A 17,789-nucleotide genomic window follows, 5' to 3' on the forward strand; every position below is an offset into this window, starting at 1 on the left:
CCCGGAGAGCTGTCACGTGCGGTCGGCCGGGGGCCGGCTGCTGAGTGAGGCCGATCCGGAGGGGAGCGTGAGGGGCCGGATGCTGGAGGGACCTCTGCAGGAGGAGCTTGTCTCGGCCATGCTCCGTGGCTCCCTGCCGAGTGGCTCGGGGCTGCGAGGAGCAGAGCAACTGGGCGCTTTGGAGACGGAGTTGCGCTCGCGCCTCACGGCTGTCCGTGAGGCGGTGCAGGGCGGCCGGCCGGTGCGGGGGGAGGCAGGGGAACTGGCAGCGGCGCTTGTGCGCTGGGCGGACGGAAACCCGGAGAGGCGTTCCATGCTGGAACGCTGGGCGGGTGCGGTTCCTCCCAGCACGACAGCAGAGGCCGGGCACACCAATGTCCTCAGCGGTTCCGCCCGGGTCGCCGGACCCATGGTGCAGGCCCGGGATGTGCACGGCGGTATCCACGTGCACCAGCCCGAGCCTCGGCCGCCGGTCGCTCCCCCTCCCCGTCAGCTGCCGCCGGTCAGCGCCCGGTTCACCGGGAGGACAGCGGAGCTCGACGCACTGGACCGCCTGCGGACCGCGCATCCGCGGGGGACTCCGCAGCTGATCGTTGTCAGTGGTCCCGCCGGAGTGGGCAAGACCGCGCTGTCCTGTGCCTGGTTGTCCGGCCACTCCGGTGAGTTCCCCGACGGACAGCTGTACGCGGATCTCGGCGGTGGGGCACTGTCCGCCGATCCGCACGCCGGGCAGGTGCTGGACCGCTTTCTGCGGGCACTGGGCGCGGCGTCGGTACCCGCCGAAACGGCCGAGCGGGTGTCGCTGTGGCGCACTCTGACGGCCGGACGGCAACTGGCGGTCCTGCTCGACAACGCCATGACGGCGGCGCAGGTCCGCTCTCTTCTCCCGGGAGGGCCGGAGACCCTGGTCATGGTCACCAGCCGGCGCCGGCTCACCGGTCTGGTGGTTGACGGAGCGGCGGCTCACCGGCTGGGCGCACTCACCGAGACCGCGGCGCTGGACCTGCTGCGCCGTGGAGGCGGACCGCACGTCTGCCGGGACGCCGCAGCCGCCCGACGCGTGGTGCAGCTGTGTGCGGGACTGCCGCTGGCGGTCTGCCTGGCCGCCGCTCAGCTCGCGGCCCGCCCGATGCGGCCTGTGGCGGCGGTGGCTGCCGTGCTGGCCGGCGGCCGGGGACCGCTGGACGCGTTACGACTGGAGGGGGAGGCGACATTGCGGATGGCCCTGGACGAGTCCTACGACATGCTTCCGGAGGAGGCCGCCCGGACATACCGGTGTCTGGGGCTGCTGCCGGTCAGCCGCTTCGACAGCACGCTCGTCGCAGCAGCTCGCGGCATCACGGTCGACGCCGGCGACCGGGAGCTCGAAGTCCTCTGCGAGATGAACCTGGCGGAGGAGACCGGTCCCGGCACCTACCGTTTCCACGACCTGGTGCGGATGCACGCGGAGCAACGCGGACAGGCAGGGGAGACCGAGTCTGCGCGATCCACCTTCACCCGCCGGTTCGTGGACTGGTGTCTGCACACCGCCACCGCGGCGGAGGAACTGCTGTCACCGAGTCACCGGACCCTGTCCCGCCGTTACGTTCACCGGCCCGCCGTACCCCTGCCGTTCGCCTCAACGGAGTCCGCACTGAGCTGGCTCGACACGCATCGCGACACCCTCATGGGTGCCGTGCGGCACAGTGACCGGTGCGGCTGGGACGACTCCGTCTGGCAGTTGGTGGACGCGATGTGGCCGCTCTTCCTGCGGCTGCGCCCGTCCGAGCTGTGGATCGAGGCGCACAGCACCGGGCTTGCCGCCGCCCGCCGGACGGGAGACCGGGCAGCGGTGGGCCGGATGCTCACCTCCGGCGGTAACGGCCTGCGGGACGCCCGCCGCCTGGAGGAGGCGGCCGACTGGTACGTCCTGGCGCTGGAGCATGCCGAGGCGGACGGCGACATCCGTCAGCAGGCCCAGGCGCTCCAGGGACTCGGCAACTGCCATCTCGCCGCCGGGCGGACGCAAGAGGCAGCTGTCTGCTTCGACCGGGCGCTGCGTCTGCGTGAATCCACCGGGTACCCCCGGGGTGCCGCACTGTCGCGCCTGTGCCTCGGGGAAACAGCTCTGGCGGCCGGCGACCCCGCAGGTGCTCTCAGCCACCTCTCCCGTGCGCGGTCCGAGCTCGCCGCCGCCGGAGACATCTACGACGCTGCCCGGGCCTCGGCCTTCCTCGGGCAGGCCCGGGCGCAGGCCGGTGATCGCCGCGGAGGAGTCCGGGAGCTGCGGCAGGCGCTCGCGGACTTCGAGCTGACGGGTTCCGGCCACTGGCAGGCCCGCACCCTGGAGATGCTGGGCCGGGTGGCTCAGGACTACGAGGACGCAGAGCAGGCGGCCCGGTGCTACGCGGAGTCGCTTGCCCTCTACCGGCCCCTCAATCCCTCGGCTGCCGCCCGGGTGGAGAACCGCCTGCGGGCACTCACCCCCGGTGCCGAGTGATGTCCGTCCCCGGCCGGGAGCCGGGAGCCTGCGGGCACCGCCGACGGTGCACCCCGGCCCGAGGGATGTCACCCCGGCGCCCGCAGCGGGACTCCCCGTCAGCCCGCGGTGAACCGCAGGTCGAGTACGGCGGTCAGCCATGGCCGGTACGGGCAGCTGATGGCCGCTGTCCGTACCGCTGTCAACCGGTGCCCGGCCACCAGCCAGGCGTGCAGCGCCGACGTCAGGCCGCTGCACTGCCGGCCGGTCAGGGGCGCCCCCGTCCGCCCGCCCGGCAGCGCCCTGATCAGGCCGCCGCCGCGGCAGCCGACCAGACAGCCGCCTTCCCACCGGGGTACGGCCGCCAGCAGACAGCCGGGATACCGGTCGAGCAGGTGCCGGACCCGGGGTCCGGCCTGCGCGTCCGGCAGCGGCGCCCCGTGGGCGAGAACGTCCGCGTACTCCGCGCAGCAGGCGGCCGTCCGCCGGTTTCCGGGGTTCACACACAGGTGCTCGTCGAGAAATCCCGGCGGCTGTGCCGCGGCTGCGCCCGACGGCCCGGAGAGCACCAGCGAGCGGTGCATCCCCGTCGCGGAGCCGATGTCCACCACGAGCCGGCATCCCCTGAGCGGATGCCGGGGAAGCGGATCAGCAGGAGGGCCGGGCTCCTGCCCGGAGGCCGTGGAGACGATCCGGACGGTCGTCAGCTTCCGGAGGAAGGGTGCCGGGACCCCGCCGGCCCGCCCTCCGTCCGATGCAGTCATGCGGACCGCTCCGACAGTGCCGCTGACCACCGGGTCAGCGGACGCGGCAGGGGGATCGGCTCCGGAGCGGGCGTGAAGGCAGGTTCTCCGAGCCGCAGCAGCCGGTAGAGGACGGACCGCATCCGCCGGTGGAAGCGGCCGGGCTCGGACGACAGCAGGTCTGCGATCCGCTGGTGCTCCGCCGGCCGGTACGTCTCAGTCGCGTAGCGCAGTTGCTCCAGTACCGGGCGCATCGGGCACAGGGCGGGGACGGCACGGGCGAGCCGGGCAGCGGGGGAGGAGGCCGAGACCTCCCCCTCCGGGAACCTGGCGAGCACGATGGGGGCGCCGGTCAGCGTTCCGTAAGTGGTCACCGATCCGTGGTCCCCGACGATCCAGTCGGCCGATATCAGCGGCGCCTGCCAGTCGGCCTCGGGAGGCACCACGGCCAGCCCGCGGCGCTGCAGGACACTGAGCCAGGCCCGGACCTGCCGGTCGCCGTGACCGGACCAGACATTGGGATGCACCAGGGCGGCAGTACGGAAGCGGGGCGCGGGCAGCTCGTCGAGCAACCGCGGCAGCAGGGCGCCGAACTGCCCGAAGGACGAGGACGGCCCCCAGGTGGAGGTGATGAGCACCAGCCGGTCGGACGCGGTGAGGCCGAGTGCGCGGCGGTACCGCGCACGGCGCGGCAGCCCGGCGACGATGCGGTCGTAGCAGGAGTCCCCCACCACCTCGGTGACCGGGAGAGCCTCCGGACAGTACCGGGAGAGTTCCAAGCGGTCCCGCTCGTGCGCGAGAGCGACCGCGGCCGGTACCACCACCCCGCCGTGCGTGAGCTGCCGTCGGCTCAGCATCCCCGGCGGTCTTGCGTCACCGTCCGCCGCCTGCACTTCGGGCTCGCGCAGGAGTTTGATGTGCCCGGCCCCGTGCGACATCCGCAGGACCGGGGCCTGCAGCTGTTCCACGCTGCGGGAGCCTGCGGTGAGTGCCAGGTCGAAGCGGGCGCTGATGGCCTTCTCCCACGGGAGCACGGTGACGCCGAGCCCTTCAAGGTACCGCTCGGTGCCCTCGTTGAACGCGTGCGGCGCCACGGTGAAGACCACCTGGATCCGCAGGTCGGCCTCCAGCAGGGCGAATACGTCACGCAGGCGCTGTACGTAGGTCCTGGTGTGTGCGACGACCAGGACGGTCCTGCACGCAGGCATGGTGAGCCACTGACCCCGCTGGACCACCGCGGGGTCGGTACTTCTGCCACCAACAGACATCACTGTTCCCCCATGGCATCGGTGAACTTCCCTCTGCTCAGGGGTGCCCGGCCCGCCGGTCAGTTTCCTTGCAGGATCCTTGCAGGGGCCGGGCGTGACGTGGTCCGGGGTGCCGGAGGCCCTGTGCATGGCCTCCGGCACCCCGGACTCCGCCCGTGGCGCCGGGGTTTACTCGAACGGGATGGTCAGGACTGAGTGGCCGCCCTCGGACTCGGTCGCACCCACCCGCACCTGGGAGGGGCCGTTGCCGATCGCGTTCCAGATCTCCAGCCGGACCGTGCCAGCACGGAGGTCGGCAAGCGTGCCGGTGGCGGACCGGACGCCGGCCCGGGAGGCGGCGTACTCCTCCCAGCCCGGTACCGGGTCGGTCGCGAAGTAGCGGTAGGTCTCCACCCGGTCGAAGGTGCCGTTGCCGGTCAGGTCGTAGGAGACCCGGGCCTGCGGCGCGTTGCCGACGTGCGTCCCGGCGTCCACGTGCAGGCGGAAGTCGGTCGTGCCACCGGAGGTGAGACTTCCGGTCACGTTCTCCAGCTCGTAGACGAGTGGCTGGTGCGGCGATCCGTCGTGGTTGGCTCCGCCCGCGGAGGGGAGAGTGGCGGTGGTGGCGCCGGAGCCGGGGGCGGAGCGCAGCGTCCCGTCCCCGTGCAGGTGGAACGAGCCGCTGCCGACCGGGTCACCGGGGTCGCCCGGGTCCGGGTCACCGGGATCGCCCGGGTCGCCGCCCACGCCGGTGCCGGTGGCCGTGGAGCGCGGCGGCACGGTGAGGGTCGCGCCGTCGGAGAAGCTGACGGTGCGGGGGGCGCTGCCGAAATTGTGTGCCACGTAGGTGCGCTCACCGTCCCTGGCGAACACGGCCGCCGTGGGGCTGTCGGCCGTGACCGAGGTGTCGGGGGCTCCGGTGCCGTGCAGGGTCGAGATCCAGTGGTAGGTGTGCGCCTTGCTCGCGCCCTCCTCCGGCTCGTACGCGCCGTTGTCCCGGTTCCAGGCGTCCATCGCCCGGTCGGGGTCGGCCAGGGCCTGGAACTGCCAGAGGATGTCGCGCCACTCCTCGGCCGGGCCGCCGTTCTCCCGCTCCATCTCTGCCAAGTTCCGCCGGATGGCCTCCGGGTTGTTGGCCAGGTGCAGGGAACCGCCGGTGACGGGAAGGACGTTGATGCCGTGAATCTCCTCGGGATTGGCGGTCCACCAGGTGGAGTACGCGGCTCCGCTGCCCCACACCATGCCGACCGTGTCGTGCTCGTAGGTGTCGGGGAACACCTCCTGGTCGGCGTCGAACCAGTACTGGGCGATGGCCTCCGACTCGGTGGTCAGGAGGTACAGGCCCAGGTCGCGCAGCTCGTCGTCGCCGGTGGCTGCGCCCCAGAGCACCAGTCCGGTGCTGAAGTTGACCGACTCGGAGGACGATTCCTGGTTGTTGCCCGCCGCGAAGCTCTGGTGGCCGGCTGCCCAGCCGTGTCCGGCGTAGGCGTCGAAGCCGCGCAGGAACGGGAATTGGTCGTCCTCGCGGGAGGGGTTGTTGGCGTCCCGCACCAGCATCTCCACCATGCCGCCCCAGGCGCTGCCCTCGGCCCATCCGGCGTCGTACCGGGCGATCGTGGCCGCGGCCATCACGAAGTAGCCGTAGTGGAAGTGGTGGTCGTTGAGCTCGGTGTCACTGCCGTACGAGGCGGGGTAGCCGGTGAGTGTGCTCCACTCCTCGTCGTAGGAGAACTCCGAGGCACCGCCGACCGTGAACCACTGCTCCATCCGGTCCTTCATCAGGCCGAGCAGACGGTCGCGGGTGGCGTCGTCACCGAGCTGCTCGGCGAGCGGGACGAGCTGCCCGAGCCGCCCCAGTGCCTTGCCGGTCCAGTAGGTGTCCGTGGCACCGCTGAACGGGTCCTCGGCGTCCACGGCCTCGGCCAGGAACGCGGCCAGCCGGTCGTCGTCGAAAGCGCCGGTGTCCGGCAGGTTCGGCAGTACCCCGGTGACGTCCTGGGCAGTGCTGAAGGTCCGGCCCTCGCGCACCTTCATCTCACCGCGCGGTGACACGTAGGTGTGCTCGGTGAGCGGGTCGGAGGTGTGCAGCCACTGGTGGCGGTAGAGCGCCTGCAGAGTGCCGGTCTCGGTCCCCTCCTGCGGCTCGGTGGTCAGCGTGTAGGCGGCCCGCATGCTTCCCGCGGCCTCGTCGTAGTCCCAGCTGACCTCGGAGCCGGTGACGAAGCTGTAGGCGTACGCGCGGTAGTCGTCCAGGGCGGCCCGGGAAGGCAGCACGGCAACGGAGAAGTAGTCCTGCTCGCCTCCCAGTTCGGCGCTCAGGGTGCTGCCCTGCACGTTCCAGTCCCGACCGGTGGGGGCGAACAGGGCGTAGTCGTTGCCGCGGACGGTGATACCGAGCACGTGGCCGGAGTCGGCCCACACCTCGGGCGTCTCGCCGGTGGTGATCTGCGCGGCGCCGCCGCTGCCCTTCGCGTACACGAACGGCAGGCCGTGGCCGATGGTGGCCCGCAGCGTGCGGCTGCCGTCGGACCAGTACGGGGTGACGGTCCAGTCGGACCAGCTGTCGGCCTTCGCGTCGGGGGAGGAGAGCCCGGCCAGGCCGAGGGTGAGATCGTCACGGTGCACGTACTCGTACTGCCGCCCATCACCCACGATGGCCGGCTCGGTGGGATACCCGATCTCGAGGCCACCGGAGACCGCACGGTAGGTCAGCGGGTGACCGTACATGTTCTCGGAGTACGGATTGTCGGCGAACCGCTGGAAAACCAGGGAGGACCACCAGTTGTTGGTGGGCACCGGCTCGCCGGCGGCGTCCTGGGTGACTTTGGGGCTGACCGGGGCACCGTCAAAGTTCTGCGGTCCCGACGCGCCGGCGGGGCGGGTGTCGGAGTAGCTCCCGGATCCGACCGGAACCGCGGCGGCGGACGCGGAGCCCGCGCCGGGGCCGAGCCCGTAGAGGGTGCCCGCGGCGAGAGCGGTCGCGAGCACGGCGGTCAGGGATCTGCGGATTGTGCGGGGGGAGGACATGGTTGCCACCTCGGACGTGGGGGGCGGGGGCAGGAATGTGTGGGGGTGAGCGCTCCTGGTGGCGAGAACGTAAAGCCGCCGAAACACGCTGTCAATCGCCGCGCTACGGGCCGGAGCGGCTGTTCACGGGCCGACCGGAGGCCGCCGTCGATGCGGTGGCCCGCTACGTGCTGTTCCCGCTTGCAATGCCAGGAACCGGTAACGGCGCACAGGCGGGCAGGCGCATCGGGCCGTGTCGCGGCGGCCACGTGACACTCCCGCCGCTCTCCTCCGCCGGGGCCAGGTTCCGGCGCGCCTTTCCGGAACCCGGAGGAGCGTTCGCGGGGGTGACCGGCCGTTCCGGTGAGTGGTGCGGTGAGGTGGCCGGACCCCCGTCGGCCGTGCGGAAGTTCCGGAACTTCCGCACGGCCTGCGAGAGGTCAGCGGGAGAGCCGGAAGGACACCTCGGCGCTGCCCGCCGGGCAGGCCAGCGGTGCCGACCAGCCGGCCTGCGGGCCGGGAAGGGCGTACTGCACCCCCCAAGCGCCGGGGGCCGGTTCGGCGGTGACGGTGACGGTGTCCCCCTCCCGGCGGGTACGGAACACCGCGGCGGTGGAGCCGTCCGGAGCGGGTACCCGCGTGACGGTCCCGGCCCCGCCGTCCTCGGGCGGCTGCACCCGGAGCGTCACGCCCTCCGCCCAGTCGGACACCGGGCGGTCCAGGTCCCTGCCCATCGGGATCACCGATCCGGGGCGGGCCAGGAGCGGCAGACTGTCGAAACCGAACTGCTCGCTGCGCCAGCCGGGGCCCTCGGTCCGTTCGCCGGACAGCAGGTGTGTCCAGGTGCCCTGCGGCACGTAGTACTCCACGGTGCCGTCGGAGGTGAACACCGGTGCCACCAGCAGGTCCTCGCCCAGCATGTACTGGCGGTCCAGGGCGTGGCACGCGGGATCGCCGGGGAACTCCAGGACCATCGCGCGCATCACCGGCGTGCCCTCCTCCCGGGCCTGCAGCGCCGCGCGGAACAGGTACGGCATCAGGCGGTGCTTGAGCCGGGTGAAGTCCCGGGTGACGGCCACTGCCTCCTCGTCGTAGGCCCACGGCACCCGGTAGGAGTCGCTGCCGTGCAGCCTGCTGTGCGAGGACAGCAGACCGAACTGCACCCATCGCTTGAACACTTCCGGGGTCGGCGTCCCCTCGAAGCCGCCGATGTCGTGGCTCCAGAAGCCGAAGCCGGACAGGCCCAGCGAAAGGCCGCCGCGCAGCGACTCGGCCATCGCGCCGAAGGTCGACTCGCAGTCACCGCCCCAGTGCACCGGGAACTTCTGGCCGCCGGTGGTCGCCGAGCGGGCGAAGAGCACCGCGTCGCCCTCGCCGCGGTCTCCGGTCAGCACCTCGAAGACCGTCTCGTTGTACAACTGGGTGTAGTAGTTGTGCATCCGCTCCGGGTCGGAGCCGTCGTGCCAGACCACATCGGTGGGGACGCGCTCGCCGAAGTCCGTCTTGAAGCAGTCGACGCCCTGGCCGAGCAGGGCGCGCAGCTGCCCGGCATACCAGGCGCGGGCCTCGGGATGCGTGAAGTCGACCAGCGCCATGCCGGCCTGCCACAGGTCCCACTGCCAGACGTCGCCGTTCGGCTTGCACACCAGGTAGCCGAGCCGCTGGGCCTCCGCGAACAGCGGGCTCTTCTGGGCGATGTAGGGGTTGATCCACACACAGACCCGGAGGTCGCGTTCCTTGAGCCGGCCGAGCATGCCCTCCGGGTCGGGGAACACCGCCGGGTCCCAGGTGAAGTCGCACCACTGGTACTCGCGCATCCAGAAGCAGTCGAAGTGGAAGACGCTGAGCGGGATGTCGCGCTCGGCCATGCCCTGCACGAAGCTGCTGACCGTCTCCTCGTCGTAGGAGGTGGTGAAGGAGGTGGACAGCCACAGCCCGAAGGACCACGCGGGTGGCAGTGCCGGCCTTCCGGTGAGGGCGGTGTACCGGGCGAGGATCTCCTTGGGTGTCGGGCCGTGCACCACGTAGTACTCCAGCGACTGGTCCTCCACGCTGAACTGCACCTGGCCCACGGACTCGGAACCGATCTCGTAGGAAACCTGTCCGGGGTGGTTGACGAAGACGCCGTAGCCGCGGTTGGTGAGATGGAACGGCACGTTCTTGTATGCCTGTTCGCTCGCGGTGCCGCCGTCGGCCTGCCAGATGTCCACCGACTGGCCGTTGCGGGTGAAGGGGGTGAACCGCTCACCCAGACCGTAGACCAGCTCACCGACGCCCAGCGACAGCTGGGCCACCGAGTGGTGGCGCCCCTCGCCGGTGACGGCGTATCCGGTGCCGCGGCTCTGCGCGGACGTCAGGGTCCGGCCGCCCGCGAGAAAGTCGAGCTGCCAGGGAGCCGCGGTGTCGACGCGCAGCAGGAGACCCCCGCTGCTCAGCTCCAGGACGGAGCCGTCCCGGGCCGTCTTCCCGGCATGACCGGGGTCGGAGCGCACCTCGAAGTCCGGTCCCCGCCGGGCGGCGCCGGCGTGATGGGTGCTGCGGATGCCGATCACGCCCTCGGCGGGCGACCAGCACTCCACGGTCAGCAGCGGACGGTTGAGGGTGTCTCCGCGCCCGCGGACCCGCTGCACGGAGGCGTACAGGGTGAGCCGGTCGTCCTCGACCCGGGCATCGGCGACCTCGGTGGCGTAGCGGGCGGTGATGCCGTCACGCATCAGCCAGTAGCCGTCGGTGAACTTCACTGCTTCTCCTGCTTCTGCGCCCGGTGGGCGGCGGTCGTGTTCCGGTGCCGGCGGCGGCCGGCTCCGGAGGTGTGAGGGCGGGGCGGGGTGGTGAGCAGCCACGGGCACCGGCGGAGCGGTGCCGGGCGGCTCCGGCGGACGGCCCGTGACGCGATGCCCTCCGGGCCGGGGCGGCTCAGGGGGCGGGCCGGGGGACCTGCGGCCCCGACGCCAGGCGCGGCGGGATCAGCTGGTGCACCGGTTCCGCAGCGCCGGCTGTCCGGGGCGTGGCCCCGATGGCCTCGACCGCCAGGCGGACCACAGCGGTCGACATCTGTTCCACCGGCAGTTCGATGCGGGGCAGCCGCAGGCAGCCGGGGTCGTCCGGCAGGCTGCCCACGAGGACGACGGCCGGCGGGCCGGAGCCGAGCAGCCCGTGGGCGGTGGCCACCTCCCGTACCAGGGGGAGCAGTACCAGGTGCTGGACGATCAGGGCGGTCGGTGCGGGCTCGGTGCGCAGAAGCCGGTGCAGCAGCTCCCGGAGCCGGCCGGGGTCGCCGCTGGAGGGATGGATGCGGAGGTCGGCGCCGCTGTCGGCCGCCGCTTGCCGGGCTCCGGCGAGGCCGCTCAGGGCATAGCCGCGACGGGCCCGGATCTCGTGGTCGGCGGAAGCCAGAAAGACGATCCGGTGGTGTCCGGCCGAGACGGTCTCCCGCACCGCCAGGGTGACGGCGGCCTTCCAGTCGAGGTCCACCCGGGGGAGGTCGGGGTCGTCACTGTGACCGAGGAGCGCGGTGGGGAAGCGAAGAGCCCGCAGGGCGTCGATCCGGGGGTCCCGCTCCTGCACCGCCATCAGCACGGCCGCGTCCGCCAGCCCGCTCCCGGCGACGCGGCGCAGGCCGCCGACGCCCTCGGGGTCGGTCATCATGAGCAGGTCGTATCCGTGGCCGCGGGCGGCGTCACTGATGTCGATGGCGAATCTGCCGTCCACCGCACGGTACTTGCCGGGCACCCTCGGCACGGCGAGGACGAGCACGTCGCTGCGGGCGCTGCGCAGGGTGCGGGCGCTGGCGCGCGGGGTGTAGCCGAGCTCGGCGATGGCTGTCCGCACGGCTCGCTGGGTGTCGGGGGAGATTTTGCGGGAGCCGCTGAGGACGTAGGAGACGGTGCTGGGAGCGACCCCGGCCCGCTCCGCCACCTCTTTGATCGTGGCCATGCGCCACCCCCGTCCGTGAGCCCGCCGCGCACCTAATCGAATCGATTCGATCGTGCGGTGATGGTAAACCCCGTGCCGCGGCGGAGCAAGGGTGGTGCGGGAGCGGCCCGCGGAGGGGGGTGCGGGAGGGCTCCCCCGGGCAGACGGGACGCGGCCGGGGCCGGCCGACGAGGCGGGGGTACGGCTCAGCGCTCGTCGTCGGGCGTCTCACCTTCGATGCGCTCCTTGCGGACCTGGCCCTTGACCGTCTCCTCCTCGGTGACCTCGTCGACGTTGAGCCGGACGCGTTCCACCGGCTCCGCCTCGACGTGGGTCACCGGGCGCTCCTCGTGCAGGGTGACCTCGTGTTCCGCCTCGGTGATCTCCGTTCCGCTGGTGGCCGCGTCGATGTTCTCCTCGGTGATCGGTTCGCGCTCGACACGCACCTCTTCCCGCCGCACGGGGACGGTCTGCTGCACTTCCTCGGTCACGACGTACTTGCGCAGCCTGGCCCGGCCTGCCTCCCGCCGTTCGACTCCGGTGTGCAGCTTCTCCTCCGAGCGGGTCATCGCGTCATCATGCCCGCCGCGCTTTCCGCGCTTCCCGGTCTCCGCGGTGGGTGCCGCAGCGCGGCCGGTCTCGCCCTGCTTCTCATCTGCCCAGCCGGCGCCGGGCTCGTTGGCCTCGCGCCACGAGGTGTCCCAGTCCATCCCGTAGTGCTGGAAGAGCCGTCGTTCCTCCTCCTCGCTCATGTGGCCCTCGTCATCGACCTCCACCTGGGGGGAGTCCTTCACGGTCTCCTTCGCGATGGGGACCTCGAGGTGGTCCTCCACCAGGGTGGCGTCACGGAGCGGCAGGAAGCTCTCCTTGCTGCCGAACAGACCCGTACGGACGCTCGCCCACTCCGGTTGTCCGGTTGCGTCATCCAGGAAGACCTGCTTGGCTTCCCCGATCTTGCTGCCTTCGGCGTCATACACCGGGTGCTCCAGTACCGCCGGAATCTGCTCTGTGGTGATCACTGCGTACCTCCTCATCGGTCCCGCGGGTTCGCTGGAACGGGTGACCGTCACGCCACTCAGAAAACCGACATTCAGCCAAGAAATCCAGTAAATGCACCAAAATTACGCAATGTATCTCAGGTGTCGCCGGATGTCACAGGGAGGCCCGTGGCAGGGCTGCTGTCCGCGGCGGGAGAAACACGCGGCCGGGCCCTGCCGCACCGCGCTGAGGCGGTCCGGCAGGGCCCGGTGTGCCGGGGGTCCGGCGGGGGGCGCCGCTCAGGCGTTGGGGGGCAGCTCAGTGCCCGCACCGCGGCGGCGCACGGCGACCAGGTCCTCGGTGCGGTGCTCGGGAAGCGTCGTGGTCCCGGCCCCCTCCACCAGGAAGCCGGCGTCCGCGATCATGTCCAGGTCCGCCTTCCCGGCCTGCCCCTCGCTGGTGAGGTAGTCACCGAGGAAGATCGAGTTCACCAGATGCAGCGCGAGCGGCTGCATCGACCGCAGGTGTACTTCCCGGCCGCCCGCCAGCCGCACCTCCACGTCCGGGCAGACGAAGCGGACCATGGCCAGGATGCGCAGACACCGCTGCGGGGTGAGGCTCCACTCCTTCGCCAGCGGGGTCCCTTCGAAGGGGATCAGGAAATTCACCGGCACCGAGTCGGGGTCCAGCTCGCGCAGCGCGAACACGACGTCGACCAGGTCCTCGTCCCTCTCACCCATGCCCGCGATCAGGCCTGAGCAGGCCGACAGACCGGCGGACTGTGCCTGCTGCACCGTCGCCACCCGGTCCGAGAAGTCGTGGGTGGTGCAGATGTCGCCGTAGGTGGCCTCCGAGGTGTTGAGGTTGTGGTTGTAGGCGTCCGCGCCCGCCTCGCGCAGCCGCTCAGCCTGGCCGTCGGAGAGGAGCCCCAGGCAGGCACACACCTCGACGTCCGCGTCCTCCCCCTTGATGGCCGCGATCGTGTCGGAAACCCGGGCCACGTCCCGGTCCGTCGGCCCCCGGCCGCTCGCCACCAGGCATACCCGCTTCGCACCTCCGGCCACCCCCGCCTGCGCCGCGGCGGCCGCCTCCTCCGGCTTCAGCCAGGTGTACTTCAGCACCCCGGCCTTCGAGCCGAGCCGCTGCGAGCAGTACGAACAGTCCTCGGGGCACAGTCCGGACTTGAGGTTCACCAGGTAGTTCAGTTTCACCCGCCGGCCGAACCACTCACGGCGCACGCGGCCTGCCGCAGCCACCACGTCCAGCAGGTCCGCATCCGTGGTCGACAGAACAGCCAGCGCCTCCTCCCGCGTCGGCAGCTCGCGCCGCAGCCCCTTGTCCACCAGCGTCTTCAGCAGCTCCATGCCGCTGATCCTGACCTACCGGAGGGCTCCGGGCCAAGGCGGGAGCGGACAAGAGCACCGGGACCGCGTGTGGCTCTTGCCACACCGTGCCCGGATCTGCCTCGGCCCACGCCTTGTCGGCGGCCTCCGCCCGGCCGGGGGCGGCACCGGGAAACAGGCGCCGGGGCACCGGAGCGGCCCCGCGTCCCCGGGCCTTACCGTGGTCCCCGGCACCCGGCCGACCGGGCACCCCACGGACGAAAGGCGCGGCCGACCGATGACCCAGGACCCCTTCGGCTGGATCGACGCGGAACGCACCCGGCGTGAACGCGCCGGCCTGGTACGCGTACTGCGCCCCCGGGAGGCCGGCTCCCCGGCGCTCGACCTGTCCGGCAACGACTATCTGGGGCTGGCCCGCCACCCCGAGGTCACCGGGGCCGCGGCCGACGCCGCCCGCCACTGGGGTGCCGGTGCCACCGGGTCCCGGCTGGTGAGCGGCACCACCGAGCTGCACGCCCGGCTGGAGGCGGAGCTGGCCGCGTTCTGCGGAGCGGAGGCGGCCCTGGTCTTCTCCTCCGGCTACGCCGCCAACCTGGCCGTGCTCACCGCGCTGGCGGGCCGGGGCACACTGGTGGTCTCCGACGCCGGCAACCATGCCTCCCTCATCGACGGCTGCCGTCTCTCCCGGGCGGCGACAGCCGTCGTGCCGCACAGCGACACCGGCGCGGTGCGCAAGGTGCTCGCCGGGCACGACGGCCCGGGGCTGGTGGTCAGCGACTCGGTCTTCTCCGTGGACGGTGACGCGGCAGCGTTGCCGGAGCTGGCCGCGGCCTGCCGGGAGCACGGTGCCGCGCTGGTCGTCGACGACGCGCACGGGCTCGGTGTGCTCGGCGCCGGGGGGCGCGGCGGTCCGTACGCCGCCGGGCTGGCCGGGGCGCCCGACGTGGTCACGACCGTCACCCTGTCGAAGTCGCTCGGCAGCCAGGGCGGCGCGGTACTCGGCCCGGCCCGGGTGATCGAGCATCTGGTCAACACCGCCCGCACCTTCATCTTCGACACCGGGCTCGCCCCCGCCGCGACCGGAGCGGCCCTGGCGGCCCTGCGCCTCCTGTGCCGCGAGCCGGAGCGGGCGGACCGGGCCCGCGGTGTGGCCGCCGAGCTGTACGGCCGGCTGACGGCCTCCGGGCTGTCCGCCTCGCGGCCGGACGCCGCGGTGGTGTCCGTCCGGGCACCGTCCCCGGAGACGGCGCTGGGCTGGGCCGCGGACTGCCGGGTCGCCGGGCTGGAGGTGGGGTGCTTCCGGCCGCCCTCCGTCCCGGACGGCGTCTCCCGGCTGCGGCTGACGGCACGGGCCGACCTCACCGGTGCCCGGATCACCGACGCGGTGGAGACGATCCTGCGCACCGCGCCCCCGTCGGCCCGCAGGCCGGCCAGGGATCAGGGGCAGGAATAGGTGAACCGGACATCGGCTGTCCGCTGGCCGGGCGAGAGGATTTCCAGCTCGGCTGCCGCCGCGTAGGTGCCCCGTCCCCGGAAGGTCCACCGCAGACGCAGCTCAGCCGACCGCTGCCCGCGGGCGAACGTCTCCTCCAGCGTGCCGGAGGACGTGCCGTCGCTGCGCAGCCAACGGTAGCTGACACTGCCGGGCTGCCCATTGGTCCCGACCACTCCGATCACCTCGGCGGTGCCGTCGCAGGCGGGCTGCCCGGAAGCCGTGGTCACCGTGACCTCGCGGACCGCCAGCTCCGGTCCGAGCTGCTGCCAGGCCAGGTAGGCCAGCACGCAGAGCAGCACGGCGGCGGCGAGGCTGTACCGGCGCAGGCTGCTCCGGTGCTCTCCGCGGTCCCCGGCAGGCCGGCCGACGGCCGTGCTCGCCGGTGCAATCGGCGCCGCCGGTCCCGCTTCGGCCGCGGGGACCCCGGGGCCGAAGCGGAGCACCTCTTCGCTCTCCGCCGGACCGGACGCGGCCTCCAGCGGCAGTGTGCCCGCGAGTCCGTCCTGCCGCCCGGCGGGCAGGGTGTCCGTGCTGTCCGGCGATGCGGCGGCCGACGCGGTGGCACTGTCCGTATCGCCGGCGGGGGCAGTTCCCGGTGCTTCCCGTCCCGGAGCACCTGCCTCTTCGGGGCCGGGCTGTTCCGGGAGGGCGGGGCCGGTCCCCGTTTCCGGTGCGTGCTGACCGGGGTCCCGCGCGGAGTCCGGAGCCGGGTGCGGAGCAGGCTCCGGCCGGGACCGGCCCGAGGGCCATATGCTCTCGTCGGCCCTGGGGTCCTGGGCTTTCCGGGCCCGGTTTTCGTTCACCGGCATCTCCGTGCAGGGATTCGAGAAGCTCCGCCCCCGGCCGAGGGGAGCTGTGGGAGCGGAAACGTCATGCGAGCGCGCACTGCTCGGTCAGCAGTTGCCGCCACCCGCTCGCGCCGGACGGCGGCCCGGCCGTGACCGACACACTCCAGTAGCAGTGGTTCGCCGTGGCGGTCTGGAACGTGTGCGCCAGGGGCACCGTGTAGTGCGTGCGGCCGCTCAGCTCCCGCACCGTGGAGCTGCCGTCCTGGCTGCCCAGCTCCCCCTCCGTGTAGCCGACGTACCAGGCCACCGAGACCGAGACGGGGCCGGTGCCGGTGGTGACGATCTCGACCTCACCGGTGGCCTGGGCGCTGTTGGACTGGGCGAGACTGCGCACGCTCACCGACTCGACCACCACCGTCCCGGATGCGTCCGGCGGCGGTTCGGTGGCGGCTCCGGAGGGCTCGGCACCGGTTGTCGGTCCGGGCTCCGGCGGCTCCTCCGTCGGCTCCGGGGAGCGGCCGGAGCCGACGCCGGTGTCCTCGGCCTCTTCGCCGTCTCCCGAGGCATCGCCGCCAGGTCCGGCCCCGTCGGATTCCGAGACGTCCGGGCCGCTGGTGGGGGTGGCGGCGGAGCTGCCCTCCGGCGCCACGACAGCTTCGCCGCCCGGCGTGGGGAGGACGCTCGTCGTGGCCTCCGTGACGAGGTCCGTCGAGGCGTCCGCCCCGCCGCCGGCGCTGCCCGAGGCCACTGTCGCGAGGATCAGGGTGCCGGCCACGATCAGTGCGCCCGTCACCGGCAGCAGCGCCCGGCGGCCGGGCAGCCGGCGGCGGTGCAGCACGGTGGTGGCCCGGTCGACGGCTGTGTCCGAGCCGCTCCCCGTCACCGGGAGGAGCAGCGGCAGGAGGGCGGCGAGGGCGGCGAGCCTGCGCTGCCCGCGCTCCTCCCACCCCGTGCCGCAGGCCGCGCCGGCTGCCTCCTCGAGCTCGCCGAGAAAGACCGTGGCATTCTCCGGGCGCTCGGCCGGATCCTTCGCCATGCCCTGCCGGATGAGCCCGCGCAGCGGTTCGGGCACCTGCTCGTCGGGGATCGGCGAGGTGAGGTGCTTCACGGCCAGTTCGACGTGGCTCTCACCGGAGTAGGGCCGTTCACCGGTCAGGCACTCGTAGAAGGTGGCCGTCGCCGCGTACACGTCGCCGGCCGGGGAGGCGGGGTCGCCGTTCCACTGCTCCGGGGCCATGTAGAGAGGAGTGCCGGCCACTTCCGGTGTGCTGCCGTCGCGGGCGGCGATGCCGAAGTCCACCAGAGTGGACGACCCTTCCACGGTCACCAGGACATTGCCCGGCTTGTAATCCCGGTGCACGACCCCCGCGCGGTGCGCGGCGGCCAGGCCCAGCAGGGACCCCTTGAGGATCACCAGGGCGGCTTCGGGGCCGAGCGGGCCCTCCCTGCGGAGCAGGGCGCCCAGCGAGACGCCGTTCACCAGCTCCATGGCGATGGCCGCGCCCTCGGGAGCCTCGATGTACTCGTACAGAGCGGTCACGTGAGGGGAGCCCAATCCAGCGAGGAGGACGGCCTCCTCACGGAAGGCCCGCCGGAAGGAAGCGTCGGTCCCGAGGCGGCCGGCGAGGTACTTGAGGGCCACCGCCGTCCCGGTCGCGTCGTGCACGGCCAGGACGACGCGTCCGCCCGCCCCCGATCCCAGCTCGCGCACCTCGCTGTACCCGGGCACCTGCCACGGTCCGGTGCCCCCGGTGTTGCCGCTGTCCTTGCCGCTCATCGCGCTCCCCCTCACGGCGGGGCGCTTGCCACCGGCTTC

11 protein-coding genes are annotated in these 17,789 nt (G+C 72.6%); 2 read left to right on the forward strand and 9 right to left on the reverse strand.

Going from position 1 to position 17,789, the window contains the following annotated elements:
• The first annotated feature begins 79 nt into the window (after positions 1-79).
• Positions 80-2,479: a tetratricopeptide repeat protein gene (locus PJ985_RS19850; protein WP_271685207.1), complete on the forward strand. Its 2,400-nt coding sequence runs from the start codon at positions 80-82 to the stop codon at positions 2,477-2,479.
• A gap of 98 nt (positions 2,480-2,577) precedes the next feature.
• Here the strand turns inward: PJ985_RS19850 and PJ985_RS19855 are convergent, their stop codons facing one another.
• The 7 genes from PJ985_RS19855 to bioB form a co-directional block, all read right to left on the reverse strand.
• Complete coding sequence (locus tag PJ985_RS19855; RefSeq protein WP_271685208.1) at positions 2,578-3,222, reverse strand: hypothetical protein; 645 nt, start codon at positions 3,220-3,222, stop codon at positions 2,578-2,580.
• Positions 3,219-4,409, reverse strand: coding sequence for a hypothetical protein (locus tag PJ985_RS19860; RefSeq protein ID WP_271685209.1), 1,191 nt, complete (start codon positions 4,407-4,409; stop codon positions 3,219-3,221). The genes PJ985_RS19855 and PJ985_RS19860 overlap by 4 nt, the downstream gene beginning before the upstream one ends.
• Positions 4,410-4,637: 228 nt before the next feature.
• Positions 4,638-7,475: a glycosyl hydrolase gene (locus tag PJ985_RS19865; RefSeq protein WP_271685210.1), complete on the reverse strand. Its 2,838-nt coding sequence runs from the start codon at positions 7,473-7,475 to the stop codon at positions 4,638-4,640.
• 419 nt (positions 7,476-7,894) lie between these two features.
• Entirely contained in the window at positions 7,895-10,195 is a 2,301-nt protein-coding gene (gene yicI / locus PJ985_RS19870) for an alpha-xylosidase (RefSeq protein WP_271685211.1), read from the reverse strand.
• Between the two features lie 175 nt (positions 10,196-10,370).
• On the reverse strand, positions 10,371-11,390 hold the full coding sequence (locus tag PJ985_RS19875) for a LacI family DNA-binding transcriptional regulator (protein WP_271685212.1): 1,020 nt from the start codon (positions 11,388-11,390) through the stop codon (positions 10,371-10,373).
• A gap of 185 nt (positions 11,391-11,575) precedes the next feature.
• The gene (locus tag PJ985_RS19880) at positions 11,576-12,388 is read right to left on the reverse strand and encodes a PRC and DUF2382 domain-containing protein (RefSeq protein WP_271685213.1); all 813 of its coding nucleotides are present in this window, start codon (positions 12,386-12,388) and stop codon (positions 11,576-11,578) included.
• A gap of 258 nt (positions 12,389-12,646) precedes the next feature.
• Entirely contained in the window at positions 12,647-13,711 is a 1,065-nt protein-coding gene (gene bioB / locus PJ985_RS19885; protein ID WP_271685214.1) for a biotin synthase BioB, read from the reverse strand.
• 256 nt (positions 13,712-13,967) lie between these two features.
• Between bioB and PJ985_RS19890 the strand changes: the two genes are divergently transcribed.
• Entirely contained in the window at positions 13,968-15,143 is a 1,176-nt protein-coding gene (locus PJ985_RS19890; protein ID WP_271685215.1) for an 8-amino-7-oxononanoate synthase, read from the forward strand.
• On the opposite strand, the gene PJ985_RS19895 is transcribed toward PJ985_RS19890, so the two are convergent.
• Together PJ985_RS19895 and PJ985_RS19900 are read right to left on the reverse strand one after the other, a co-directional pair.
• Positions 15,128-15,988 (reverse strand): hypothetical protein, encoded by an 861-nt coding sequence (locus tag PJ985_RS19895; RefSeq protein WP_271685216.1) that lies wholly within the window; start codon positions 15,986-15,988, stop codon positions 15,128-15,130. The two genes, PJ985_RS19890 and PJ985_RS19895, sit on opposite strands and share 16 nt — an antisense overlap.
• Before the next feature lie 67 nt (positions 15,989-16,055).
• On the reverse strand, positions 16,056-17,750 hold the full coding sequence (locus PJ985_RS19900) for a serine/threonine-protein kinase (RefSeq protein ID WP_271685217.1): 1,695 nt from the start codon (positions 17,748-17,750) through the stop codon (positions 16,056-16,058).
• Between the last annotated feature and the right edge of the window lie 39 nt (positions 17,751-17,789).

Origin of the sequence: Streptomyces sp. ACA25 (assembly GCF_028200735.1) — a bacterium.
In the GTDB taxonomy this organism is placed as follows: domain Bacteria; phylum Actinomycetota; class Actinomycetes; order Streptomycetales; family Streptomycetaceae; genus Streptomyces.

Bases quoted from the DNA above. Each gene is read 5' to 3' on its own strand.
- PJ985_RS19850 (WP_271685207.1), top strand. From the start codon at position 80: ATGCTGGAGGGACCTCTGCAGGAGGAGCTTGTCTCGGCCATGCTCCGT.
- PJ985_RS19855 (WP_271685208.1), bottom strand. From the start codon at position 3,222: ATGACTGCATCGGACGGAGGGCGGGCCGGCGGGGTCCCGGCACCCTTC.
- PJ985_RS19860 (WP_271685209.1), bottom strand. From the start codon at position 4,409: ATGCCTGCGTGCAGGACCGTCCTGGTCGTCGCACACACCAGGACCTAC.
- PJ985_RS19865 (WP_271685210.1), bottom strand. From the start codon at position 7,475: ATGTCCTCCCCCCGCACAATCCGCAGATCCCTGACCGCCGTGCTCGCG.
- PJ985_RS19875 (WP_271685212.1), bottom strand. From the start codon at position 11,390: ATGGCCACGATCAAAGAGGTGGCGGAGCGGGCCGGGGTCGCTCCCAGC.
- bioB (WP_271685214.1), bottom strand. From the start codon at position 13,711: ATGGAGCTGCTGAAGACGCTGGTGGACAAGGGGCTGCGGCGCGAGCTG.
- PJ985_RS19890 (WP_271685215.1), top strand. From the start codon at position 13,968: ATGACCCAGGACCCCTTCGGCTGGATCGACGCGGAACGCACCCGGCGT.
- PJ985_RS19900 (WP_271685217.1), bottom strand. From the start codon at position 17,750: ATGAGCGGCAAGGACAGCGGCAACACCGGGGGCACCGGACCGTGGCAG.